Source organism: Pseudomonas sp. 7SR1 (assembly GCF_900156465.1).
Lineage (GTDB): Bacteria > Pseudomonadota > Gammaproteobacteria > Pseudomonadales > Pseudomonadaceae > Aquipseudomonas.
Window position 1 is genome coordinate 5,346,925 of record NZ_LT707064.1, and the last position, 18,207, is coordinate 5,365,131.

Genomic DNA, 18,207 nt, shown 5'->3' on the forward strand with positions numbered 1-18,207 from the left:
ACGCCAATCAGGGCGCCGGACAAAGTCCCAGTATTTTTGTCGGGAAAGCACCCGGCGCCGCAAGGTCTGCCGCCGGGCGCGCCCATCAGAGGTTCTGGTAGCGATTCATATCCAGCACCCCCTCCTCCAGGGGCTCCGTTTCCTGGATATAACGACTCAGATCGTGGAAGTAGTACCAGAATTGCGGGTGACTGCGACGAATGCCCCAGCGCTCGACAATCCGCTCGAAAGCCTGGGGATCCTCGGCATGCTCCATGGCCTCGACGAACGCCGGCACTTGCCCGGCCGGGATGTTGAACATGAAGTTGGGGTAGCTGCTGAGCACGCCGGGGTACACCGTCAGGGTGTCCAGCCCAGGCTGGTAACGCATCGCTTCACCCAGCAGGAACGCCACATTGCTGTGGGCGCGGTTGCGCAGCAGGCTGTAGACCTCCCGCCGGCCACTGGCGGTCTCGATGCGCAGCATGGTCGCCTCGGGCAAGTGGTGGATCACGCCAAGCCCCGCTGCCGGCCTTGAAACCAGGCGACTGAGGGCCTGTTCGGCACTCTGCAGGTCCGGGTCGATGTTCGGACGCGAGCAATAGGCGCCGTCGCAACGATTGATCGGGTCGGGCCGCGCGTTCAGCTCTCCGTAACGGAGCAGCAATTGCCGGGCGAAATCCCGCTTGGGGTCACGCTCGTCAAGCTTGAGCGCGGTCGGCTTGTCGTTGTCGATGGCCTCGTAATCCAGCCACATCTTGAATTTGCCGCCGGACTGGTACCAGTCATCCAGGTAGCCTTCCCGCGAATCGGCAGGCATCAGGCGCAGGAAGTTCTGTTCCGCGCCGTTGCGGATCAGGTCGAAGTAGAGCCGGGTCTGGGCCTGGTGGGAAACATTGCCGAACACATCGAAATTGACCGCCAACTGATAATAGGTGCGCTCCAGCAACGGGAAATCGAACAGCCACAAGGTTTGCGGCACGTCGCCAATCAGGCCCTTGGTGACCGAGGCACTGTCGAAGTGGCGAAAAATGCTCAGCAAGGCGTTGTCATTGCCGGCCCACAGGTTCGACCAGCTCGGGGCCGGCACATCGGCGTAATTGTCCCGCCGCAAAGCTTCGTACTCGTTGCGCTTGTCGCGGTAATCGAGCCACAGGCTGAGGACGCTGCCCACGTCATCGTTCTGCCCTGGCATCGCCAGCAACGGCGTGGCCTGGCCGCGGTAGTTCGGGTCGGTGATGTAAAGGTCATGCTCAGGGGCCTGGAACAGGGCCCAGAAGTTGTCGCGAATCACATCCGTGGCAATCTGGCCCCGGCACACCGGGCCACGAATGAAGGTCCGGACGAAATACTCGGCACTGTCGAGCATGAACTGGTAGCGAGCCTGGGCCGGGATCGCCTCGAAGGTGGAGAACGGATTGGAACGGCGCTCCGGCCCGTAGCCCGGCAATGCCGTGACCTGCCAGTCGCCCTTGTAGAACAGGCTCTTGATCCGCGCCATCCTGGCCGCGCTCAACCCATAGGTGATGTGCGTCTTGTGCACGATCACCCCCTGCACCGGCCAGAGGCGGTAATAGAACCGGGTGCCGGGGTCGTCGTTCGGGCGTCGGGTGTTGATCAGGTCGATCGGCTGGCCGGACGGTGTGCGCGAACGCACCCACTGGAAGAAATGCCCCCGCTCGCCATCCTTGAAGTAGATGTGGGCCAGGAACCAGTGCTCGAACAGCCAGCGGGCAACCAGGCTTTCACGGGCGCCGGGGGCGTTGAGCAGGTTCTCCCATTGCAACACTTGCAGGGCTTCGGCGGCGCTTGGAGCCAGGGCTTGCTGGTCGACAGGCGCGCCGGAGGCCAGCCAACGCTGCAAGGTCTGGTATTGCTGGTCGGTCAGGCCCGTGACGGCCAGGGGCATGCCTTCCCTGGGGTGTGCCGCAGCGTATTGATCGAATTGCCCCGGCATGGGGCAACTGTTGTCCCGGTCGAGCCCCAGCACGATGTCTTGCGGCAGCTTGGCGTTGGGTTGCAACGGCGCGCCGTGCCCCAGCGCCAGCATCCGCGCCATCAATGCCGCCTGGCTGCCCTGGGCATCGAGCACCGAATAGAAGCCCTTGCGCTGCCAGGCGTGCGGACCGGAAGCGTCATAGAACAAGCGAGTGGGTACAGCGGCCTGGCGCCGCTCGCCGTCGTATACCGATAGCTTGCTGGCGCCACGGGTGGCGCCTTCGGCACTGCCCAGGTTCAGTTGGCAGGCGGAGTCATAGCAGGCGTGGCACGCCACGCATTTCTCGGTAAAGATCGGCTGGATGTCGCGCGTGTAGGAAAGCGCTGAAACGGAATCCTTGGCTACTGCGTGAAATGACAACAGCAGCAACAGACTGCCGAATAAGACGCGGTACGGCATGTCTCGGTCCCTGGGAAATGATCCGGCGATTCTACCGGGCCAGCACTCCGATGCAAACATGAGCGACATTCATGTAAAAGCCAGTCGAGATCAAATCCTGCACAGGTTTGATATCATCCCGGCCTTCGCAATGGCTTTTTTTCCAGGTAGTCCTATGTCCGATCGCAGCGCTCGCCTTTATCTTCTCCAGCAGGCCCTCAAGGAACGTATCCTGATCCTTGACGGTGGCATGGGCACGATGATCCAGAGCTACAAGCTGGAGGAACAGGACTACCGCGGCAAACGCTTCGCCGACTGGCCGAGCGACGTCAAGGGCAACAACGACCTGTTGGTGCTGACCCGCCCCGACGTCATCGGCTCCATCGAAAAAGCCTACCTGGATGCCGGCGCCGACATCCTGGAAACCAACACCTTCAACGCCACCCAGGTCTCCCAGGCCGACTACGGCATGCAGGGCCTGGCCTACGAGCTGAACCTGGAAGGTGCGCGCCTGGCCCGCCAGGTAGCCGATGCCAAGACCCTGGAAACCCCGGACAAGCCGCGCTTCGTTGCCGGCGTGCTGGGCCCCACCAGTCGTACCTGCTCGCTGTCGCCGGACGTGAACAACCCCGGTTACCGCAACGTGACCTTCGACGAACTGGTGGAGAACTACACCGAGGCCACCAAGGGCCTGATCGATGGCGGCGCCGACCTGATCCTGATCGAAACCATCTTCGACACGCTGAACGCCAAGGCTGCGATCTTCGCCGTGCAGGGCGTATTCGAGGAATTGGGCGTCGAACTGCCGATCATGATCTCCGGCACCATCACCGACGCCTCCGGCCGCACCCTCTCCGGCCAGACCACCGAAGCCTTCTGGAACTCCGTGGCCCACGCCAAGCCGATTTCCGTAGGCTTGAACTGTGCCCTGGGCGCCAGTGAACTGCGGCCGTACCTGGAAGAGCTGTCGAACAAGGCCAACACCCACGTCTCGGCTCACCCGAACGCCGGCCTGCCCAACGAGTTCGGCGAGTACGACGAACTGCCGGCCGAGACCGCCAAGGTCATCGAGGAGTTCGCCCAGAGCGGCTTCCTGAACATCGTCGGCGGTTGCTGCGGCACCACGCCGGCGCACATCGAAGCCATCGCCAAGGCCGTGGCCGGCTACGCGCCGCGGCAGATCCCGGAGATCCCCCGAGCGTGCCGCCTGTCGGGCCTGGAACCGTTCACCATCGATCGCAACTCGCTGTTCGTCAACGTCGGCGAGCGGACCAACATCACCGGTTCCGCCAAGTTCGCCCGGCTGATCCGCGAGGACAACTACACCGAAGCCCTGGAAGTGGCGCTGCAGCAGGTCGAGGCCGGCGCCCAGGTGATCGACATCAACATGGACGAGGGCATGCTCGATTCGAAGAAGGCCATGGTGACCTTCCTCAACCTGATCGCCGGTGAACCGGACATCTCCCGCGTGCCGATCATGATCGACTCCTCCAAATGGGAAGTGATCGAAGCCGGTCTCAAGTGCATCCAGGGCAAGGGCATCGTCAACTCCATCAGCATGAAGGAAGGCGTCGAGCAGTTCATTCATCACGCCAAGCTGTGCAAGCGCTACGGCGCCGCCGTGGTGGTGATGGCCTTCGACGAAGCCGGCCAGGCCGACACCGAGGCGCGCAAGAAGGAAATCTGCAAGCGCTCCTACGACATCCTGGTCAACGAAGTCGGCTTCCCGCCGGAAGACATCATCTTCGACCCGAACATCTTCGCCGTCGCCACCGGTATCGAAGAGCACAACAACTACGCCGTGGACTTCATCAATGCCTGCGCCTATGTCCGCGACGAACTGCCGTACGCGCTGACCTCCGGCGGGGTGTCCAACGTGTCGTTCTCGTTCCGGGGCAACAACCCGGTGCGCGAGGCGATCCACTCGGTGTTCCTGCTGTACGCGATCCGCGCGGGCCTGACCATGGGCATCGTCAACGCCGGCCAACTGGAAATCTACGACCAGATCCCGGTGGAACTGCGCGATGCGGTGGAAGACGTGATCCTCAACCGTACCCCGGAAGGCACCGACGCCCTGCTCGCCATCGCCGACAAGTACAAGGGCGACGGCAGCGTCAAGGAAGCGGAAACCGAGGAGTGGCGCAACTGGGACGTCAACAAGCGCCTGGAACACGCGCTGGTCAAGGGCATCACCACCCATATCGTCGAAGACACCGAAGAGTCACGCCTGTCCTTCGCCCGCCCGATCGAAGTGATCGAAGGTCCGTTGATGGCCGGCATGAACATCGTCGGCGACCTGTTCGGCGCCGGCAAGATGTTCCTGCCCCAGGTGGTCAAGTCCGCCCGGGTGATGAAACAGGCGGTGGCCCACCTGATCCCGTTCATCGAGGCGGAAAAAGGCGACAAGCCGGAAGCCAAGGGCAAGATCCTGATGGCGACGGTCAAGGGCGACGTCCATGATATCGGCAAGAACATCGTCGGCGTCGTGCTGGGTTGCAACGGCTATGACATCGTCGACCTGGGTGTGATGGTGCCTGCCGAGAAGATCCTGCAGGTGGCCCGGGACGAGAAATGCGACATCATCGGCCTGTCCGGCCTGATCACCCCTTCTCTGGATGAAATGGTGCATGTGGCGCGCGAGATGCAGCGCCAGGATTTCCACCTGCCGCTGATGATCGGTGGCGCAACGACCTCCAAGGCCCATACGGCCGTGAAGATCGAGCCCAAGTACAGCAACGATGCGGTGATCTACGTGACCGACGCGTCCCGCGCCGTGGGCGTGGCCACGCAGTTGCTGTCCAAGGAGCTCAAGCCCGCCTTCGTCGAGAAGGCCCGGCAGGATTACCAGGAGGTTCGCGAGCGCACCGCCAACCGCAGCGCCCGCACCGAACGCCTGAGCTATTCGGCGGCCGTGGCGAAGAAGCCACAGTTCGACTGGAGCAGCTACCAGCCGGTCAAGCCGACGTTCACCGGCACCCGGGTACTGGAGGATATCGACCTTGACGTGCTGGCCGAATACATCGACTGGACACCGTTCTTCATCTCCTGGGACCTGGCTGGCAAGTTCCCGCGCATCCTCACCGACGAAGTGGTCGGTGAAGCCGCCACCGCGCTGTACGCCGACGCCCAGGCGATGCTGCGCAAACTGATCGACGAAAAACTCATCAGCGCCCGCGCCGTGTTCGGCTTCTGGCCAGCCAACCAGGTGCATGACGACGACCTGGAGGTCTATGGCGAGGACGGCAAGCCGATGGCCCGCCTGCATCACCTGCGCCAGCAGATCATCAAGACCGACGGCAAGCCGAATTTTTCCCTGGCCGACTTCGTCGCCCCCAAGGACAGCGGCGTGACCGACTATGTCGGGGGCTTCATCACCACCGCCGGCATCGGCGCCGAGGAAGTGGCCAAGGCCTACCAGGATGCTGGCGACGACTACAACTCGATCATGGTCAAGGCCCTGGCCGACCGTCTGGCCGAGGCATGCGCCGAGTGGCTGCACCAACAGGTGCGCAAGGACTATTGGGGGTATGCCAAGGACGAGAACCTGGACAACGAAGCCCTCATCAAGGAGCAGTACACCGGCATCCGCCCTGCCCCTGGCTATCCGGCCTGCCCGGATCACACCGAGAAAGCCACCCTGTTCCGCCTGCTCGATCCCCAGGCCAGCGAAATGAAGGCCGGGCGCAGTGGTGTGTTCCTCACAGAACATTACGCCATGTTCCCGGCGGCCGCGGTCAGCGGTTGGTATTTCGCCCATCCCCAGGCGCAGTATTTTGCCGTGGGCAAGATCGACAAGGACCAGGTCCAGAGCTACACCGCCCGCAAGGGCCAGGAACTGAGCGTGACCGAGCGCTGGCTGGCGCCGAACCTGGGCTACGACAGCTAAGGCGGCGTAACTGACAGGATCGCGGCCTACGGCGCGGCAGGTCGCGATCTTTTGTCTATGCTTGTCCCAGACCCATGGCAGACGAGGGATTTATGGACGATCCAGTCGACAACAAGCCGCCCACCCTGTTGCAGATGGTACACAGCGTACTGGCTGCCGCTTTCGGGGTGCAGAGCGGCAAGAACCGCGCCCGGGATTTCACCCACGGCAAACCGAGCCACTTCGTGATCCTGGGCATCGCGTTCACGGTGGTCTTCGCGCTGACGCTGTTTGGCATAGTCAAGCTGGTGGTGCACCTGGCGGGGCTGTAGCGCTCTCCAACACAACACACGACCTTGTGGGAGCGAGCTTGCTCGCGATAGCGGTGGTTCAGTCGGATTGAGGTCGACTGGTACACCGTTATCGCGAGCAAGCTCGCTCCCACAGGTTTTTCATCGCCAGGGATCAACCGTTCACTGGTGACTGACCCAGAACACAGCGGTGCCCACCACCAGGATAATCAGGAACAGGATGGCCCAGGCATCAACGGTACTGTCGCTTTTCCTTGCTTTGGTCGGATTGCTCATTGCATCGCCTCTTGTCGGTTTTTTAGGTGATTGCATGGGGACTCGACCACAGTTAAGACGATGATTGCCCGCACGACAAATGTGGGTTAGCCAATAATCAATCTCATTAGTCGATTTGGTTCTTTACATATACTCAAACATCACTTTTGCGCATAACCCAAAACAGGTATCTTGCACCGGCTCCCCTAGGAGTGCGCGGCCGTGCGCGCAGAATTGCCGAGGCAGAACCCGATTCCAGCGAGCCAACACGCAGCTGTTTCTGATCGGCCCAAGCCTGAGACCGAGACTTATATGTACGTATATGACGAGTACGATCAGCGGATCATCGAGGACCGCGTCAAGCAGTTCCGTGATCAGACCCGACGCTATCTGGCAGGCGAGCTGAGCGAAGAAGAATTCCGCCCTCTGCGCTTGCAGAATGGCCTGTATATCCAGCGTTTCGCCCCCATGCTGCGCGTGGCGGTGCCTTATGGCCAACTGGCCTCGCGCCAGGTACGCAAACTGGCCCAGATCGCCCGTGACTACGACAAGGGCTACGCTCACATCAGCACCCGGCAGAACGTCCAATACAACTGGCCGGCCCTGGAAGACGTACCGGACATCCTGGCCGAGCTGGCGACCGTGCAGATGCATGCCATCCAGACCAGCGGCAACTGCCTGCGCAACGTCACCACCGACCAGTTCGCCGGCGTCGCGGCCGATGAGTTGATCGACCCGCGTCCGTGGTGCGAGATCGTGCGCCAGTGGACCACCTTCCACCCGGAATTCGCCTACCTGCCGCGCAAGTTCAAGATCGCCATCAACGGCTCGACCTCGGATCGCGCGGCCATCGAAGTCCACGACATCGGCCTGGAGGCGGTCTACAACGCCGAGGGCGAGCTGGGCTTCCGGGTACTGGTGGGCGGCGGGCTCGGCCGTACCCCGGTGGTGGGCTCGTTCATCAACGAGTTCCTTCCCTGGCAGGACCTGCTGAGCTATCTCGACGCCATCCTGCGGGTTTACAACCGCTACGGCCGTCGCGACAACAAATACAAGGCGCGGATCAAGATCCTGGTCAAGGCCCTTACCCCTGAAGTGTTCGCCGAGAAGGTCGAGGCCGAGATGGTCCACCTGCGCGGTGGCCAGACCACGCTGACCGAAGCCGAAGTGCATCGGGTCGCCCGGCATTTCGTCGACCCGCAGTACAAGACCCTGGCCAATCAGGACGCCGAACTGGCTGCGCTGGACAAGGAACACCCAGGCTTCGCCCGCTGGCGTACCCGCAACACCCTGGCCCACAAGAAGCCGGGTTACGTCGCGGTGACCTTGTCCCTGAAGCCGACCGGCGTCGCCCCCGGCGACATCACCGACAAGCAGCTCGATGCCGTGGCCGACCTGGCCGACCGCTACAGCTTCGGCCTGCTGCGCACCTCCCACGAGCAGAACATCATCCTGGCGGATGTCGAGCAAAGCCAGCTGTTCACCCTGTGGGGCGAATTGCGCAAGCAAGGTTTCGCCACGCCGAACATCGGCCTGCTGACCGACATGATCTGCTGCCCGGGGGGAGACTTCTGCTCCCTGGCCAACGCCAAGTCGATCCCGATCGCCGAATCGATCCAGCGTCGCTTCGACGACCTGGACTACCTGTTCGACATCGGCGAACTGGACCTGAACATTTCCGGCTGCATGAACGCCTGCGGTCACCACCACGTGGGCCATATCGGCATCCTGGGTGTGGACAAGAAAGGCGAGGAGTTCTATCAGGTCTCCCTGGGCGGCAGCGGTACCCGCGGGGCCAGCCTGGGCAAGATCCTCGGCCCGTCGTTTGCGCAGGATGACATGCCCGACGTGATCGAGAAGCTGATCGACGTGTACATCGAACAACGTACCGAAGACGAGCGGTTCATCGACACCTATCAACGTATCGGCATCGACCTCTTCAAGGAACGCGTCTATGCAGCGAATCATTAAGAACAACGAGGTCATCGACGAAACCTGGCACCTGTTGCCCAAGGACGCGACTCTCGATGGCATCTCCAACTGCGACGACCTGATCGTGCCCCTGGCCTTGTGGCGTGATCACGCTCGCGCCCTGCAGGCCCGTGACGGCGGCCTGGGTGTATGGCTGGACGCCGACGAGGAAGCGGAAGAAATCGGCGACGACGCCAATCAGTTCCAGGTCATCGCGCTGAATTTCCCTGCGTTCACCGATGGGCGCAGCTATTCCAACGCACGCCTGCTGCGCGACCGCTACGGCTTCAAGGGCGAGCTGCGAGCCATTGGCGACGTCCTGCGCGACCAGTTGTTCTACATGCGCCGCTGCGGTTTCGATGCCTTTGCCCTGCGGGCCGACAAAGACCCCTACGAAGCCCTAGAAAGCCTCAAGGACTTTTCGGTGACCTACCAGGCAGCGACTGACGAACCGTTGCCGCTGTTTCGTCGGCGCTGATAGCGTTCGATAAAAAAAGCCCTGACCCGGTACACCGGGTCAGGGCTTTTTCATTGTGGTCGCGATGAGCAGCAGCCCCGCGCAGGAGCGAGCCTGCCCCCACGACGATCGGCGGTAAGGGGAGTTACCAGAAACGCTGCTGGGTAAGACGGCTCCACCAGTTCAGCAGTACCCGGTCCACCGAGCCGCTGGCGGCCATGCCAATACGCTCCTGCAGGCTTTTGCGTTCGGCGTAGTGCAGATGATACAGCTCGGCGCTCTTGGCCCGTTCGGCCAGGTATTCGTCACTGGTCTTCAGTTCGTCCACCAGTTGCTTGTCCAACGCCGCGACACCCAGCCAGACCTCACCGGTAGCGACTTCATCGATGGCCAGTTGCGGGCGGTAGCTGGACACGAAGCGCTTGAACAGCTGGTGGGTGATGTCCAGGTCCTGCTGGAATTTTTCCCGGCCTTTCTCGGTGTTTTCGCCAAAGACCGTCAACGTGCGCTTGTATTCACCGGCGGTGAGGACCTCGAAGTCGATGTCATGTTTCTTCAGCAGGCGATTGACGTTCGGCAACTGGGCCACGACGCCAATGGAGCCAAGAATGGCGAAAGGCGCGCTGATGATCTTCTCGCCAATACAGGCCATCATGTAGCCGCCGCTGGCCGCGACCTTGTCGATGCACACCGTCAGCGGTATGCCGGCCTGGCGGATCCGGGCCAGTTGCGAAGAGGCCAAGCCGTAGCTGTGGACCATGCCGCCACCGCTCTCCAGGCGCAACACCACTTCGTCCTTGGGCGTCGCCAGGGTCAACAGCGCGGTGATCTCATGCCGCAGGCTCTCGGTGGCCGATGCCTTGATATCACCGTCGAAGTCCAGCACGAAGACCCGGGCCTTGGTGGCGGGCTTGTCCTTCTGTTTCTTCTTCGCCTTGTCAGCCTTGCCTTCGCTCTTGCGCAGGGCCTTGAGCTGATCCTTGTCCAGCAGCGTCTGCTCCAGGCGCTCACGCAACCCTTTGTAGAAATCGTTGAGTTTGCTCACCTGCAACTGACCGGCCGTCTTGCGCCGCCCCTTGCTGCGCAGGGCTGCAAAACTGGCCAATACCACCAGTATGGCGATCACCAGCGTCACAGTCTTGGCCAGGAAACCGGCGTATTCGATAAAAAACTCCACGATGACTCCTAATAGATTCAACCCACCGCTCGCAGGCGGATACCAGACGCTCCCAGCATACCCATGCACCCGCGTCGCTGCCAGCCGGGAAACCTATGGTTACCTTACACAAGACGAGGCTGGACAAGGCTGTAACGGGCATTTCAAACAAGCGTATGTTTTTTCATTGACAGCTCACCGCCATCCTCATAACCTCGCCAGACCTTCAACGTACCGGGATGACGCGGACGTGGGCAGCATCTACCTGATTCGACATGGCCAGGCCTCCTTTGGTGCGGACGACTACGACGTCCTCTCGCCCAATGGCGTACGCCAGGCCCAAGTGCTCGGCAGTCACCTGGCGGAACTCGGTGTCGTATTCGACCGTTGCCTCTCGGGCGACCTGCGTCGTCAGCAGGACACCGCCACGGGCGCGCTGGGCCGGATGTCCGCCGCCGGCTTGCCGGTTCCCGAGCTGGAAATCGACGCTGCGTTCAACGAGTTCGACGCCGACGCGGTGATTCGCGCCCTGCTGCCGGACATGCTCCCCCAGGAACCCGAAGCGCTCCACATCCTGCGCAACGCCCCACAGAACCGCGCCGAGTTCCAGCGCATCTTCGCCTTGATCGTCGAGCGCTGGCTCAGCGGCCGATACGACCCACCCGGGCTGGAAAGCTGGCTGGGGTTCGTGGAACGGGTCCAGGCCGGCCTGCACCGCCTCCTGGACCAGGCCGACAGCAGCCACAAGATCGCCGTGTTCACCTCCGGCGGCACCATCACCGCCCTGCTTCACCTGATCACCCGGATCCCTGCCCCGCAGGCCTTCGAATTGAATTGGCAAATCGTCAACACCTCGCTCAACCACCTGAAATTCAGGGGGCGCGAGGTCGCCCTGGCTTCCTTCAACAGTCATGCCCACCTGCAACTGTTGAGGACCCCGGACCTCATCACCTTTCGTTGAGGTCGAGTTACCGCAGACCCTTGCTGTATCCACCCGAATAAGGATCGAAACCATGACCTCCGTAGTCGACGCCGTACAAAAGATGAAAGCCAAGTTCAACGCCGAAGCCGCCAAAGGCCTGGACCTGGTGTTCGGTTTCAACATCACCGATGAAAACAAGCAGTACGCCCTCATCGTCAAGAACCAGACCTGTGAATTGCAGGAAGGTGAAAACGCCGATGCCAACTGCACACTAGTCATGGACAGCGAAACCCTCAAGGGCATCGTCAGCGGCGAAACCGACGGCATGCAGGCCTTCATGGGTGGCAAGCTGCGCGTCGAAGGCGACATGATGCTGTCGATGAAGCTATCCGAACTGTTCCCGGCCTGAGACCAGGCGCCCTCGCGGGCGCTGCCCGGCTGCCAACGAATCCCGCCCCCAGGCGGGATTCGTGTTTCTGCCTTCCCGAGTCTCCCAAGGCACACAACCTTGATCCTCGTCAGTTCACCCTCGCCCCTCAGCCGCTAACTTGACGCCTCCATCAAGGCCAGGGACGGCTCATCGGGAGCCTGTGCCCGTTCATCTCAAGGAAAGAGACCCATGCCCGCACTGAAGATCATTGTGCTGTCGACCGCGTTCAACGGCCTGACCCAACGCGCCTGGCTGGACCTGCGCGAGGCCGGTCATCGCCCCAGCGTGGTGCTGTTCAGCGATGACGCCACGGTATGCCGGCAAATCGAAGAGAGCCGCGCCGACCTGGTGATCTGCCCGTTTCTCAAGGACCGGGTGCCGGAACGGCTGTGGCGCAACGCCCGCCGTCCGGTGGTGATCATCCACCCTGGCATTGTCGGCGATCGCGGTGCCAGCGCCCTGGACTGGGCCATCATGCGGCAAGCCGAACGCTGGGGCGTGACGGCATTGCAGGCCGTGGAGGAAATGGACGCCGGACCGATCTGGGCCACCAGCGAGTTCAAGTTGCCCGAAGGCCTGCGCAAGTCCGAACTGTACAACGGCCTGGTGAGCGATGCGGCCATCCGTTGTATCCGAGAGGTCGTGGAAAAGTTCGGCAATGGTTTCGTCCCGGTGCCCCTGGACTACAACCGCCGTGACGTGGTCGGCCGCCTGCAACCGAACATGACCCAGGACGACCGGACCTTCAGCTGGCATGACAGCACCGCATTCATCAAACGCTGCATCGATGCCGCCGACGGTCAGCCAGGCGTGCTGGCAAGCCTGGCCGGTGGCCAGTTCTATCTCTACGACGCCCATCCGGATGTCCGCAGAGGCCTGCCTGGCGCGCTGCTGGCCGTGCGTGACGATGCGGTGCTGGTAGCCACCGGTGATGCGAGCCTGTGGATCGGCTCCCTGCGCCGCAAACCGCAGCCCGGCGAACAGAATTTCAAGCGACCGGCGCGCCATGTGCTGGCCGGGCAGTTGGACGACGTCCCGGTGCTGGACGGCTCGCTGGCCCGGCGACCCTTCAGCGACGAGGCCTACCAACCCATCCGTTATCGCGAATGCGGCCACGTAGGCGAGCTGACGTTCGAGTTCTACAACGGCGCGATGAGCACCGAACAATGCCGGCGGCTGATAGACGCTCTGCGCTGGGCCAAGTCCCGGGATACCCGGGTGCTGTTGATCCGGGGCGGACGCGGCAGCTTTTCCAACGGTGTGCACCTGAACGTGATCCAGGCCGCCGCCGACCCCGGCCTGGAGGCCTGGGCCAACATCCAGGCCATCGATGATGTCTGCCTGGAGTTGCTGAGCGCCCGGCAACTGGTGGTCAGCGGCCTGACGGGCAATGCCGGGGCTGGCGGCGTGATGCTGGCCCTGGCGGCCGATATCGTGTTGGCGCGCAGCGACATCGTGCTCAATCCCCACTACGCGACCATGGGCCTCTACGGCTCCGAATACTGGACCTACAGCCTGCCCCGGGCGGTCGGCCCGGACATGGCCTGGAAGCTGACCCAGGAGTGCCTGCCCATCAGCGCCCGGCAGGCGTTGCGTTATGGCATGGTCCAGGAAATCGGTCCGCGCTGCCCCGACGAGTTCGGCCTGTGGCTGTTGCAACGGGCCAACGGCGCCTGGCTCGATCCGGCGTATGAGGCCATCCGGGTCCGCAAGGCCGAACGGAGCTTGCCGGCGATCCAGGCGTGTCGTGACGGCGAGTTGAAGGAAATGCACCGCGACATGGTGGGCAATCGCCGCGGCTTCGCCGAGAAATGCCGGCATTTCGTGTTCAAGCGCAAGGCCTGCGGTACGCCTGAGCGCCTGGTCGCGCCATGGGCCCGGGCGACAGAGGCCGAAGCCGCCCGGTGACTGCCGGTATCGGGGAAGCGGGCCAGCTCTTACAATGCCCGCTTCCCCTGCATCGGCTTGAACATGGACATCGACCTCGCCCGTACCTTCCTGGAAATCGTCCGTCACGGCAGCCTCGCCGCCGCGGCGGACAAGTTGCATGTCACCCAGACGGCGATCACCGCCCGGGTCCAGAAGCTCGAAAGCCAGTTCGGCTGCGCGCTGTTCGTGCGCAATCGCGCCGGCGCACGCCTGACCCCCGACGGCGAGGCGTTCGTCGTCTACGCCAATCAACTGGTGCAGACCTGGGAGGCGGCTCGCCGGGACCTGCCGTTGCCCGAGGGCTATCGCAATGTGCTGCACCTTGGCGGCGAGGTCAGCCTGTGCAATCCGTTGATGCTCGGTTGGGCCCGGGAACTGCGCCAGAAGATCCCCGGACATGCCTTGCGCATGGACATCCGCGACGGTGAAAAACTGTTGCAGCAACTGGAACTGGGCCTGCTGGACGCGGCAGTGGTGTATCAGCCCGAGTACTGGCCACGGCTGCAGGTGGAACAGCTGCTGGAGGAAAAACTGATCCTGGTGCAATTGGCCAGTTGCCCCGAGCCCTACGTGTACATCGACTGGAGCAGCGACTTCCGACGCCAGCACGACACGGCCCTGCCGGACAAGGCCAAGGCCGCCGTCACCTTCAACCTCGGCCCCCTGGCCCTGCAATACATCCTGGAGAACGGCGGCAGCGGCTACTTCCGCACACGCGTGGTCCAGAGCTACCTGGACAGCGGCATCCTTGAGCGGGTCCCCAAGGCGCCGGAATTCAACTACCCCACCTACCTGGTCTATTCCCGGGATCGGGATTCGGCGGCGCTACAACAAGCGTTCGAAGTGCTGCGGGGCATCGTCAGGGCCGGCAGCGACTGGTCCCAGCGCTGGGATCCGCTGACCTGAAGCATTGCGGTGCAGACGTGGAAAGGGCCGCTACGCGGCCCTATGGAGTACAACCCTCGCCACCAGATTATGTCTTCAAGTGCCGCACGATTTCGTCCTTGATCATCAGTCGCTCCTTCTTGAGGATTTCCAGGTCTGTGTCAGGCATTCCCGCAGATGTCGGCTTCTCGGCCTCGACAACTTCGGCGTCGAGTCGGGAGTACTTTTCAATCAACGAATTCAACCTTGGATTCTCGCTGCGCTTCTGCTGGATCTCGTCTTTTGTGCAAGCAAGATCCTGGCACAAATCATGGGGCACCGGCATGGAACACCTCCTTTGGTGGTTCGGTGGCAAACGCCTTTGCGGCGCTCGTCGATTATCAGGATGGCCTCCACAAGCGGGTTCTGTCGACCGCCAATCCGACCGACGGTGACCGTTCGTCGTACCGTAGCGCTTTGCAATCAAACCTTTGGCCTCGCGTCGCTCTCCATTGAACAGTGACATCAAGATCACTTGTACAACCTGTTCGGAGACATACCTATGGACGGATTTACCCTGCGTCAACTCGGCCTGGCAGTTGCCCTGAGTACCAGCATGGGCATGGCATGGGCCGCGAGTTCCAATGACTTTGTCGACAACGCGGCGGCCGGTGGCATTGCGGAAATCGAGACCAGCAAGCTGGCACTGCAAAAAAGTGCCTCGGCGGACATCAAGGAGTTCGCCAACAAGATGATCGCCGACCACACCAAGGCCAACCAGGAGCTGATGTCGCTGGCCAAGAAACACGACATCGAGGTGCCGGACGAAACCACCCTCATGAAGAAGGCCAAGGCCAAGATCCTTGAAGTGCGCGATGAGTCCTTCGACGCCGCCTATGCCAACAACCAGGTCATGGCCCACGAAGAAACCATCGCCCTGTTCAAGAAAGAAGCCGAGACCGTGACCGACGACAAGAAAGCCGGTAACACCGAACTCAAGGCGTTCGCCCAGAAGATGCTGCCGGACCTGCAGCACCACCTGGAAATGGCCAAGAAACTCCAGGCCGCACACCCCAGCAAGTAGGCTTCCTAGCCGTGAATAAAGAAGGGTCGTCCTCGCATTGAGGGCGACCCTTTTTTTGCGCGGCTCGATCAGCCGCCGTCGGTGTCGATATCGGCGTCGGTGCTGTCGCCGGGTTTCGGCCGGTCAGGATCGGGCTTGAAACCCGGGCTGAAGGTGTTGTCGTTATCCTGGTGGCGTTTTTTCTGATCGACCTCTTCGGCGGCGCTCTGGGCCTGGTCCGCTCCAGCCGGGCTGACCGGGCTGGCGCCGGGCACCTGGGGATCGATGGCCGGATCATTGCGCGGCGACGGAGTCTGCGTCTGACCTTGTTGCTGAGAGTTTGCGCGATCGTCGTTCATGGACACCTCTTCATGGCAGAGGCCGGGTCGATGACCGGCCTTGTTCATTCGAAGGGAACGCAACGGCTTCGGTTCCATTTGTTTGTGCGGGCAGCATCAGCCGCCTAGCAGCGACCGGACCATCCGGGTCAACGCATCCGGCCCGTAGGGTTTGCTCAGCAGATGGGTATCGGGGCTCAGTTGATGGTTGCGCGAGATGATGTCCCGCGTGTGGCCTGACGTGAACAGCACGGGCACCGGCGGGGTCTGCACCTTGGCCCAGGCCGCGAGGTCGGAACTCTTGATCAGGCCTGGCATGACCACGTCGGTGAAGATCAGGTCCACCTTGACCCCCTCGAGCAGCAACTTCATGGCGGCATCGGCATTGGCGGCCGTGAGGGTTCGATAGCCGGACTGTTCCAGCAACTCCACCGATGCACTGCGCACCGCGTCATTGTCTTCCACCACCAGGATCGTCTCCTGCCTGCCGGGCTGCAGCGAGTAGTGGTGCGTCTGCTCGCCGGCTTCAGGCTGGTAGCTGCGAGGGAAATACATCTGCGCCCGCGTGCCCTTGCCCGGGTCGCTGGCGATCTCGATATGGCCACCGCTTTGCTTGACGAAGCCGAACACCATGCTCAGCCCCAACCCGGTGCCCTGACCATCGGTCTTGGTGGTAAAGAACGGCTCGAATACCTGGCTGAGGATCTCCGGTGGCATGCCGATGCCACTGTCGATCACCGACAATCGCACATAGTCCCCCGCGCCGATGCCTTTGCCGGCACAGGACGATTCGTCGAGCACGATGTTCTCGCCCAGTATCCGGATGGTGCCCTCGCCGTCCATGGCATCGCGGGCGTTGATCGCCAGGTTCAGCAAGGCGTTTTCCAGCTGGTTGCGGTCCACGTGAATGCACCAGGGTTCGTCGGGCAGTGTCACTTCGATCCGGATGATCTCGCCCAGGGCCCGTTGCAGCAATTCACCCAGGTCGTCGTAGATGCGCCGGGGGTTGTAGACCGCCGGTGACAAGGGCTGGCGACGGGCGAAGGCCAGCAGTTGCGCAGACAGCTTGGCGCCCCGCTCCACCGCCTCGATGGAGGCGCTGATCCTGCGCTGCACATTGTGATTGTCCGGCTCGTGGCGAGCCAGCAGGTGCAGGTTGCCGGCGATCACTTGCAGCAGGTTGTTGAAGTCATGGGCCACACCGCCGGTGAGTCCGCCAATGGCCTCCAGCTTCTGGGACTGGCGCAACTGCTCTTCAGCCGCCAGCCGCGCCTGGACCTCGTCGGCCACCCGCTGCTCCAGGTCACGCGTGAACCTGAGCAGGGACGCTTCGGCGGTCTTGCGTTCGTTGATGTCGATCAGCACGCCGGGAAAACGCAGGGGGGCGCCCGAGGCATCGAACTCGCATCGACCGCTGGCCTGCACCCACAGGTCGTCGCCTCCAGGGCCTCGTACCCGGTATTCGGCATTGAAAGGCGCTCCGGTGCGCAACGTCAGTTCGACCCGCTGGTTGAGCTCATCGAGGTCATCCGGGTGGATACGCTGCCGGGCAATATCGATGGGCAATGCTTCCAACGGCGTGTCTGGCGGATAGTTGAACGTACGGGCAAAACGCTCGTCGCCGGACAGGGTGTCGGCCTGGACGTCCCAGACAAACGAGCCCAGCAGCGGCCCGGCCGATAGGGCCAGCTGGATGCGTTCGTTGACCGCGCGGTAGCTGCGTTCCGCCTCCTGGCGGGCCCGCTCCGACAGGACCAGCTCGGTGGTTTCCACGACAATCGCCAGCACGCCGGCCGGGGCCTGGTCATCGTCCGGCACGGGGCTGTAGAACAGGTCCATCCACACGTCTTCGGGCTTGCCGTCACGCAGCAGGACCAGTTCCTTGCTGCGGTAGGACAGCGTGCCGCCGGCCAGGCAGACATCCAGTACGTGGCGATTGAACTCGGCCACTTCCGGCCAGCCCAGTTCCACCGCGCAGCCCAACAGGTAGGGATGACGCCCACCGGCGAATTCGGCATAGGCATCGTTATAGATCATGAAGCCCTGGCGTCCCCATAGCATGACCATCGGCAAGGGCGACGCCAGCAATATCTGCACAGCGCTGCGCAGGCTGGCGGACCACTGTTCGATAGGGCCCAGCTCGGTCCGGCTCCAATCGAACGCCCGGATACGCCGGGCCATTTCACCGTCCCACCCGGGACATCCATGAGGCTGGGATAAGAACTGCATGGGTCGACTCTGAACCTCGAATAGCTGCTGGGAATCGGCGTATCGCGAGCCCCTTGTGCTC

14 protein-coding genes are annotated in these 18,207 nt (G+C 62.5%); 9 read left to right on the forward strand and 5 right to left on the reverse strand.

What is annotated here, in order from left to right:
- Positions 1 to 85: 85 nt before the first annotated feature.
- Positions 86 to 2,377: a fatty acid cis/trans isomerase gene (locus tag BW992_RS23475; protein ID WP_076407194.1), complete on the reverse strand. Its 2,292-nt coding sequence runs from the start codon at positions 2,375 to 2,377 to the stop codon at positions 86 to 88.
- A gap of 154 nt (positions 2,378 to 2,531) precedes the next feature.
- Here BW992_RS23475 and metH point away from each other — a divergent pair, with 154 nt between their 5' ends.
- From metH to BW992_RS23495, 4 genes are all read left to right on the forward strand, one after another.
- Positions 2,532 to 6,242, forward strand: a complete 3,711-nt coding sequence (gene metH, locus BW992_RS23480; protein ID WP_072394369.1) for a methionine synthase — start codon at positions 2,532 to 2,534, stop codon at positions 6,240 to 6,242.
- 92 nt (positions 6,243 to 6,334) lie between these two features.
- A complete protein-coding gene (locus tag BW992_RS23485) occupies positions 6,335 to 6,553 on the forward strand; it encodes a DUF2970 domain-containing protein (RefSeq protein WP_072394366.1) in 219 nt (72 codons plus the stop codon).
- 546 nt (positions 6,554 to 7,099) lie between these two features.
- Positions 7,100 to 8,758 carry a nitrite/sulfite reductase gene (locus BW992_RS23490; RefSeq protein WP_076407195.1) on the forward strand — a complete coding sequence of 553 codons (1,659 nt, stop codon included), beginning with the start codon at positions 7,100 to 7,102 and terminating at the stop codon, positions 8,756 to 8,758.
- Complete coding sequence (locus BW992_RS23495; RefSeq protein WP_053154313.1) at positions 8,742 to 9,236, forward strand: DUF934 domain-containing protein; 495 nt, start codon at positions 8,742 to 8,744, stop codon at positions 9,234 to 9,236. Before BW992_RS23490 ends, BW992_RS23495 begins: the two co-directional genes overlap by 17 nt.
- Positions 9,237 to 9,360: 124 nt before the next feature.
- Here BW992_RS23495 and sohB read toward each other — a convergent pair whose 3' ends face one another.
- Positions 9,361 to 10,392 carry a protease SohB gene (gene sohB, locus BW992_RS23500; RefSeq protein WP_072394361.1) on the reverse strand — a complete coding sequence of 344 codons (1,032 nt, stop codon included), beginning with the start codon at positions 10,390 to 10,392 and terminating at the stop codon, positions 9,361 to 9,363.
- A 229-nt stretch (positions 10,393 to 10,621) separates the two neighbouring features.
- Between sohB and BW992_RS23505 the strand changes: the two genes are divergently transcribed.
- The 4 genes from BW992_RS23505 (at position 10,622) to BW992_RS23520 (ending at position 14,558) form a co-directional block, all read left to right on the forward strand.
- Positions 10,622 to 11,332 (forward strand): histidine phosphatase family protein, encoded by a 711-nt coding sequence (locus tag BW992_RS23505; RefSeq protein ID WP_072394357.1) that lies wholly within the window; start codon positions 10,622 to 10,624, stop codon positions 11,330 to 11,332.
- Positions 11,333 to 11,384: 52 nt separating this feature from the next.
- Entirely contained in the window at positions 11,385 to 11,702 is a 318-nt protein-coding gene (locus BW992_RS23510; RefSeq protein WP_072394353.1) for an SCP2 sterol-binding domain-containing protein, read from the forward strand.
- Positions 11,703 to 11,912: 210 nt separating this feature from the next.
- A complete protein-coding gene (locus tag BW992_RS23515; RefSeq protein WP_072394350.1) occupies positions 11,913 to 13,631 on the forward strand; it encodes a hydrogenase maturation protein in 1,719 nt (572 codons plus the stop codon).
- A gap of 63 nt (positions 13,632 to 13,694) precedes the next feature.
- Entirely contained in the window at positions 13,695 to 14,558 is an 864-nt protein-coding gene (locus BW992_RS23520; RefSeq protein WP_072458488.1) for a LysR family transcriptional regulator, read from the forward strand.
- 67 nt (positions 14,559 to 14,625) lie between these two features.
- On the opposite strand, the gene BW992_RS23525 is transcribed toward BW992_RS23520, so the two are convergent.
- Positions 14,626 to 14,862, reverse strand: a complete 237-nt coding sequence (locus tag BW992_RS23525; RefSeq protein ID WP_072394344.1) for a YdcH family protein — start codon at positions 14,860 to 14,862, stop codon at positions 14,626 to 14,628.
- 216 nt (positions 14,863 to 15,078) lie between these two features.
- On the opposite strand from BW992_RS23525, the gene BW992_RS23530 reads away from it, so the two are divergent.
- Positions 15,079 to 15,600: a DUF4142 domain-containing protein gene (locus tag BW992_RS23530; RefSeq protein WP_072394341.1), complete on the forward strand. Its 522-nt coding sequence runs from the start codon at positions 15,079 to 15,081 to the stop codon at positions 15,598 to 15,600.
- A 68-nt stretch (positions 15,601 to 15,668) separates the two neighbouring features.
- Here BW992_RS23530 and BW992_RS23535 read toward each other — a convergent pair whose 3' ends face one another.
- Together BW992_RS23535 and BW992_RS23540 are read right to left on the reverse strand one after the other, a co-directional pair.
- Positions 15,669 to 15,938 carry a hypothetical protein gene (locus BW992_RS23535; RefSeq protein WP_072394797.1) on the reverse strand — a complete coding sequence of 90 codons (270 nt, stop codon included), beginning with the start codon at positions 15,936 to 15,938 and terminating at the stop codon, positions 15,669 to 15,671.
- Positions 15,939 to 16,034: 96 nt separating this feature from the next.
- Positions 16,035 to 18,146 (reverse strand): ATP-binding protein, encoded by a 2,112-nt coding sequence (locus BW992_RS23540; RefSeq protein WP_076407196.1) that lies wholly within the window; start codon positions 18,144 to 18,146, stop codon positions 16,035 to 16,037.
- Positions 18,147 to 18,207 lie beyond the last annotated feature (61 nt).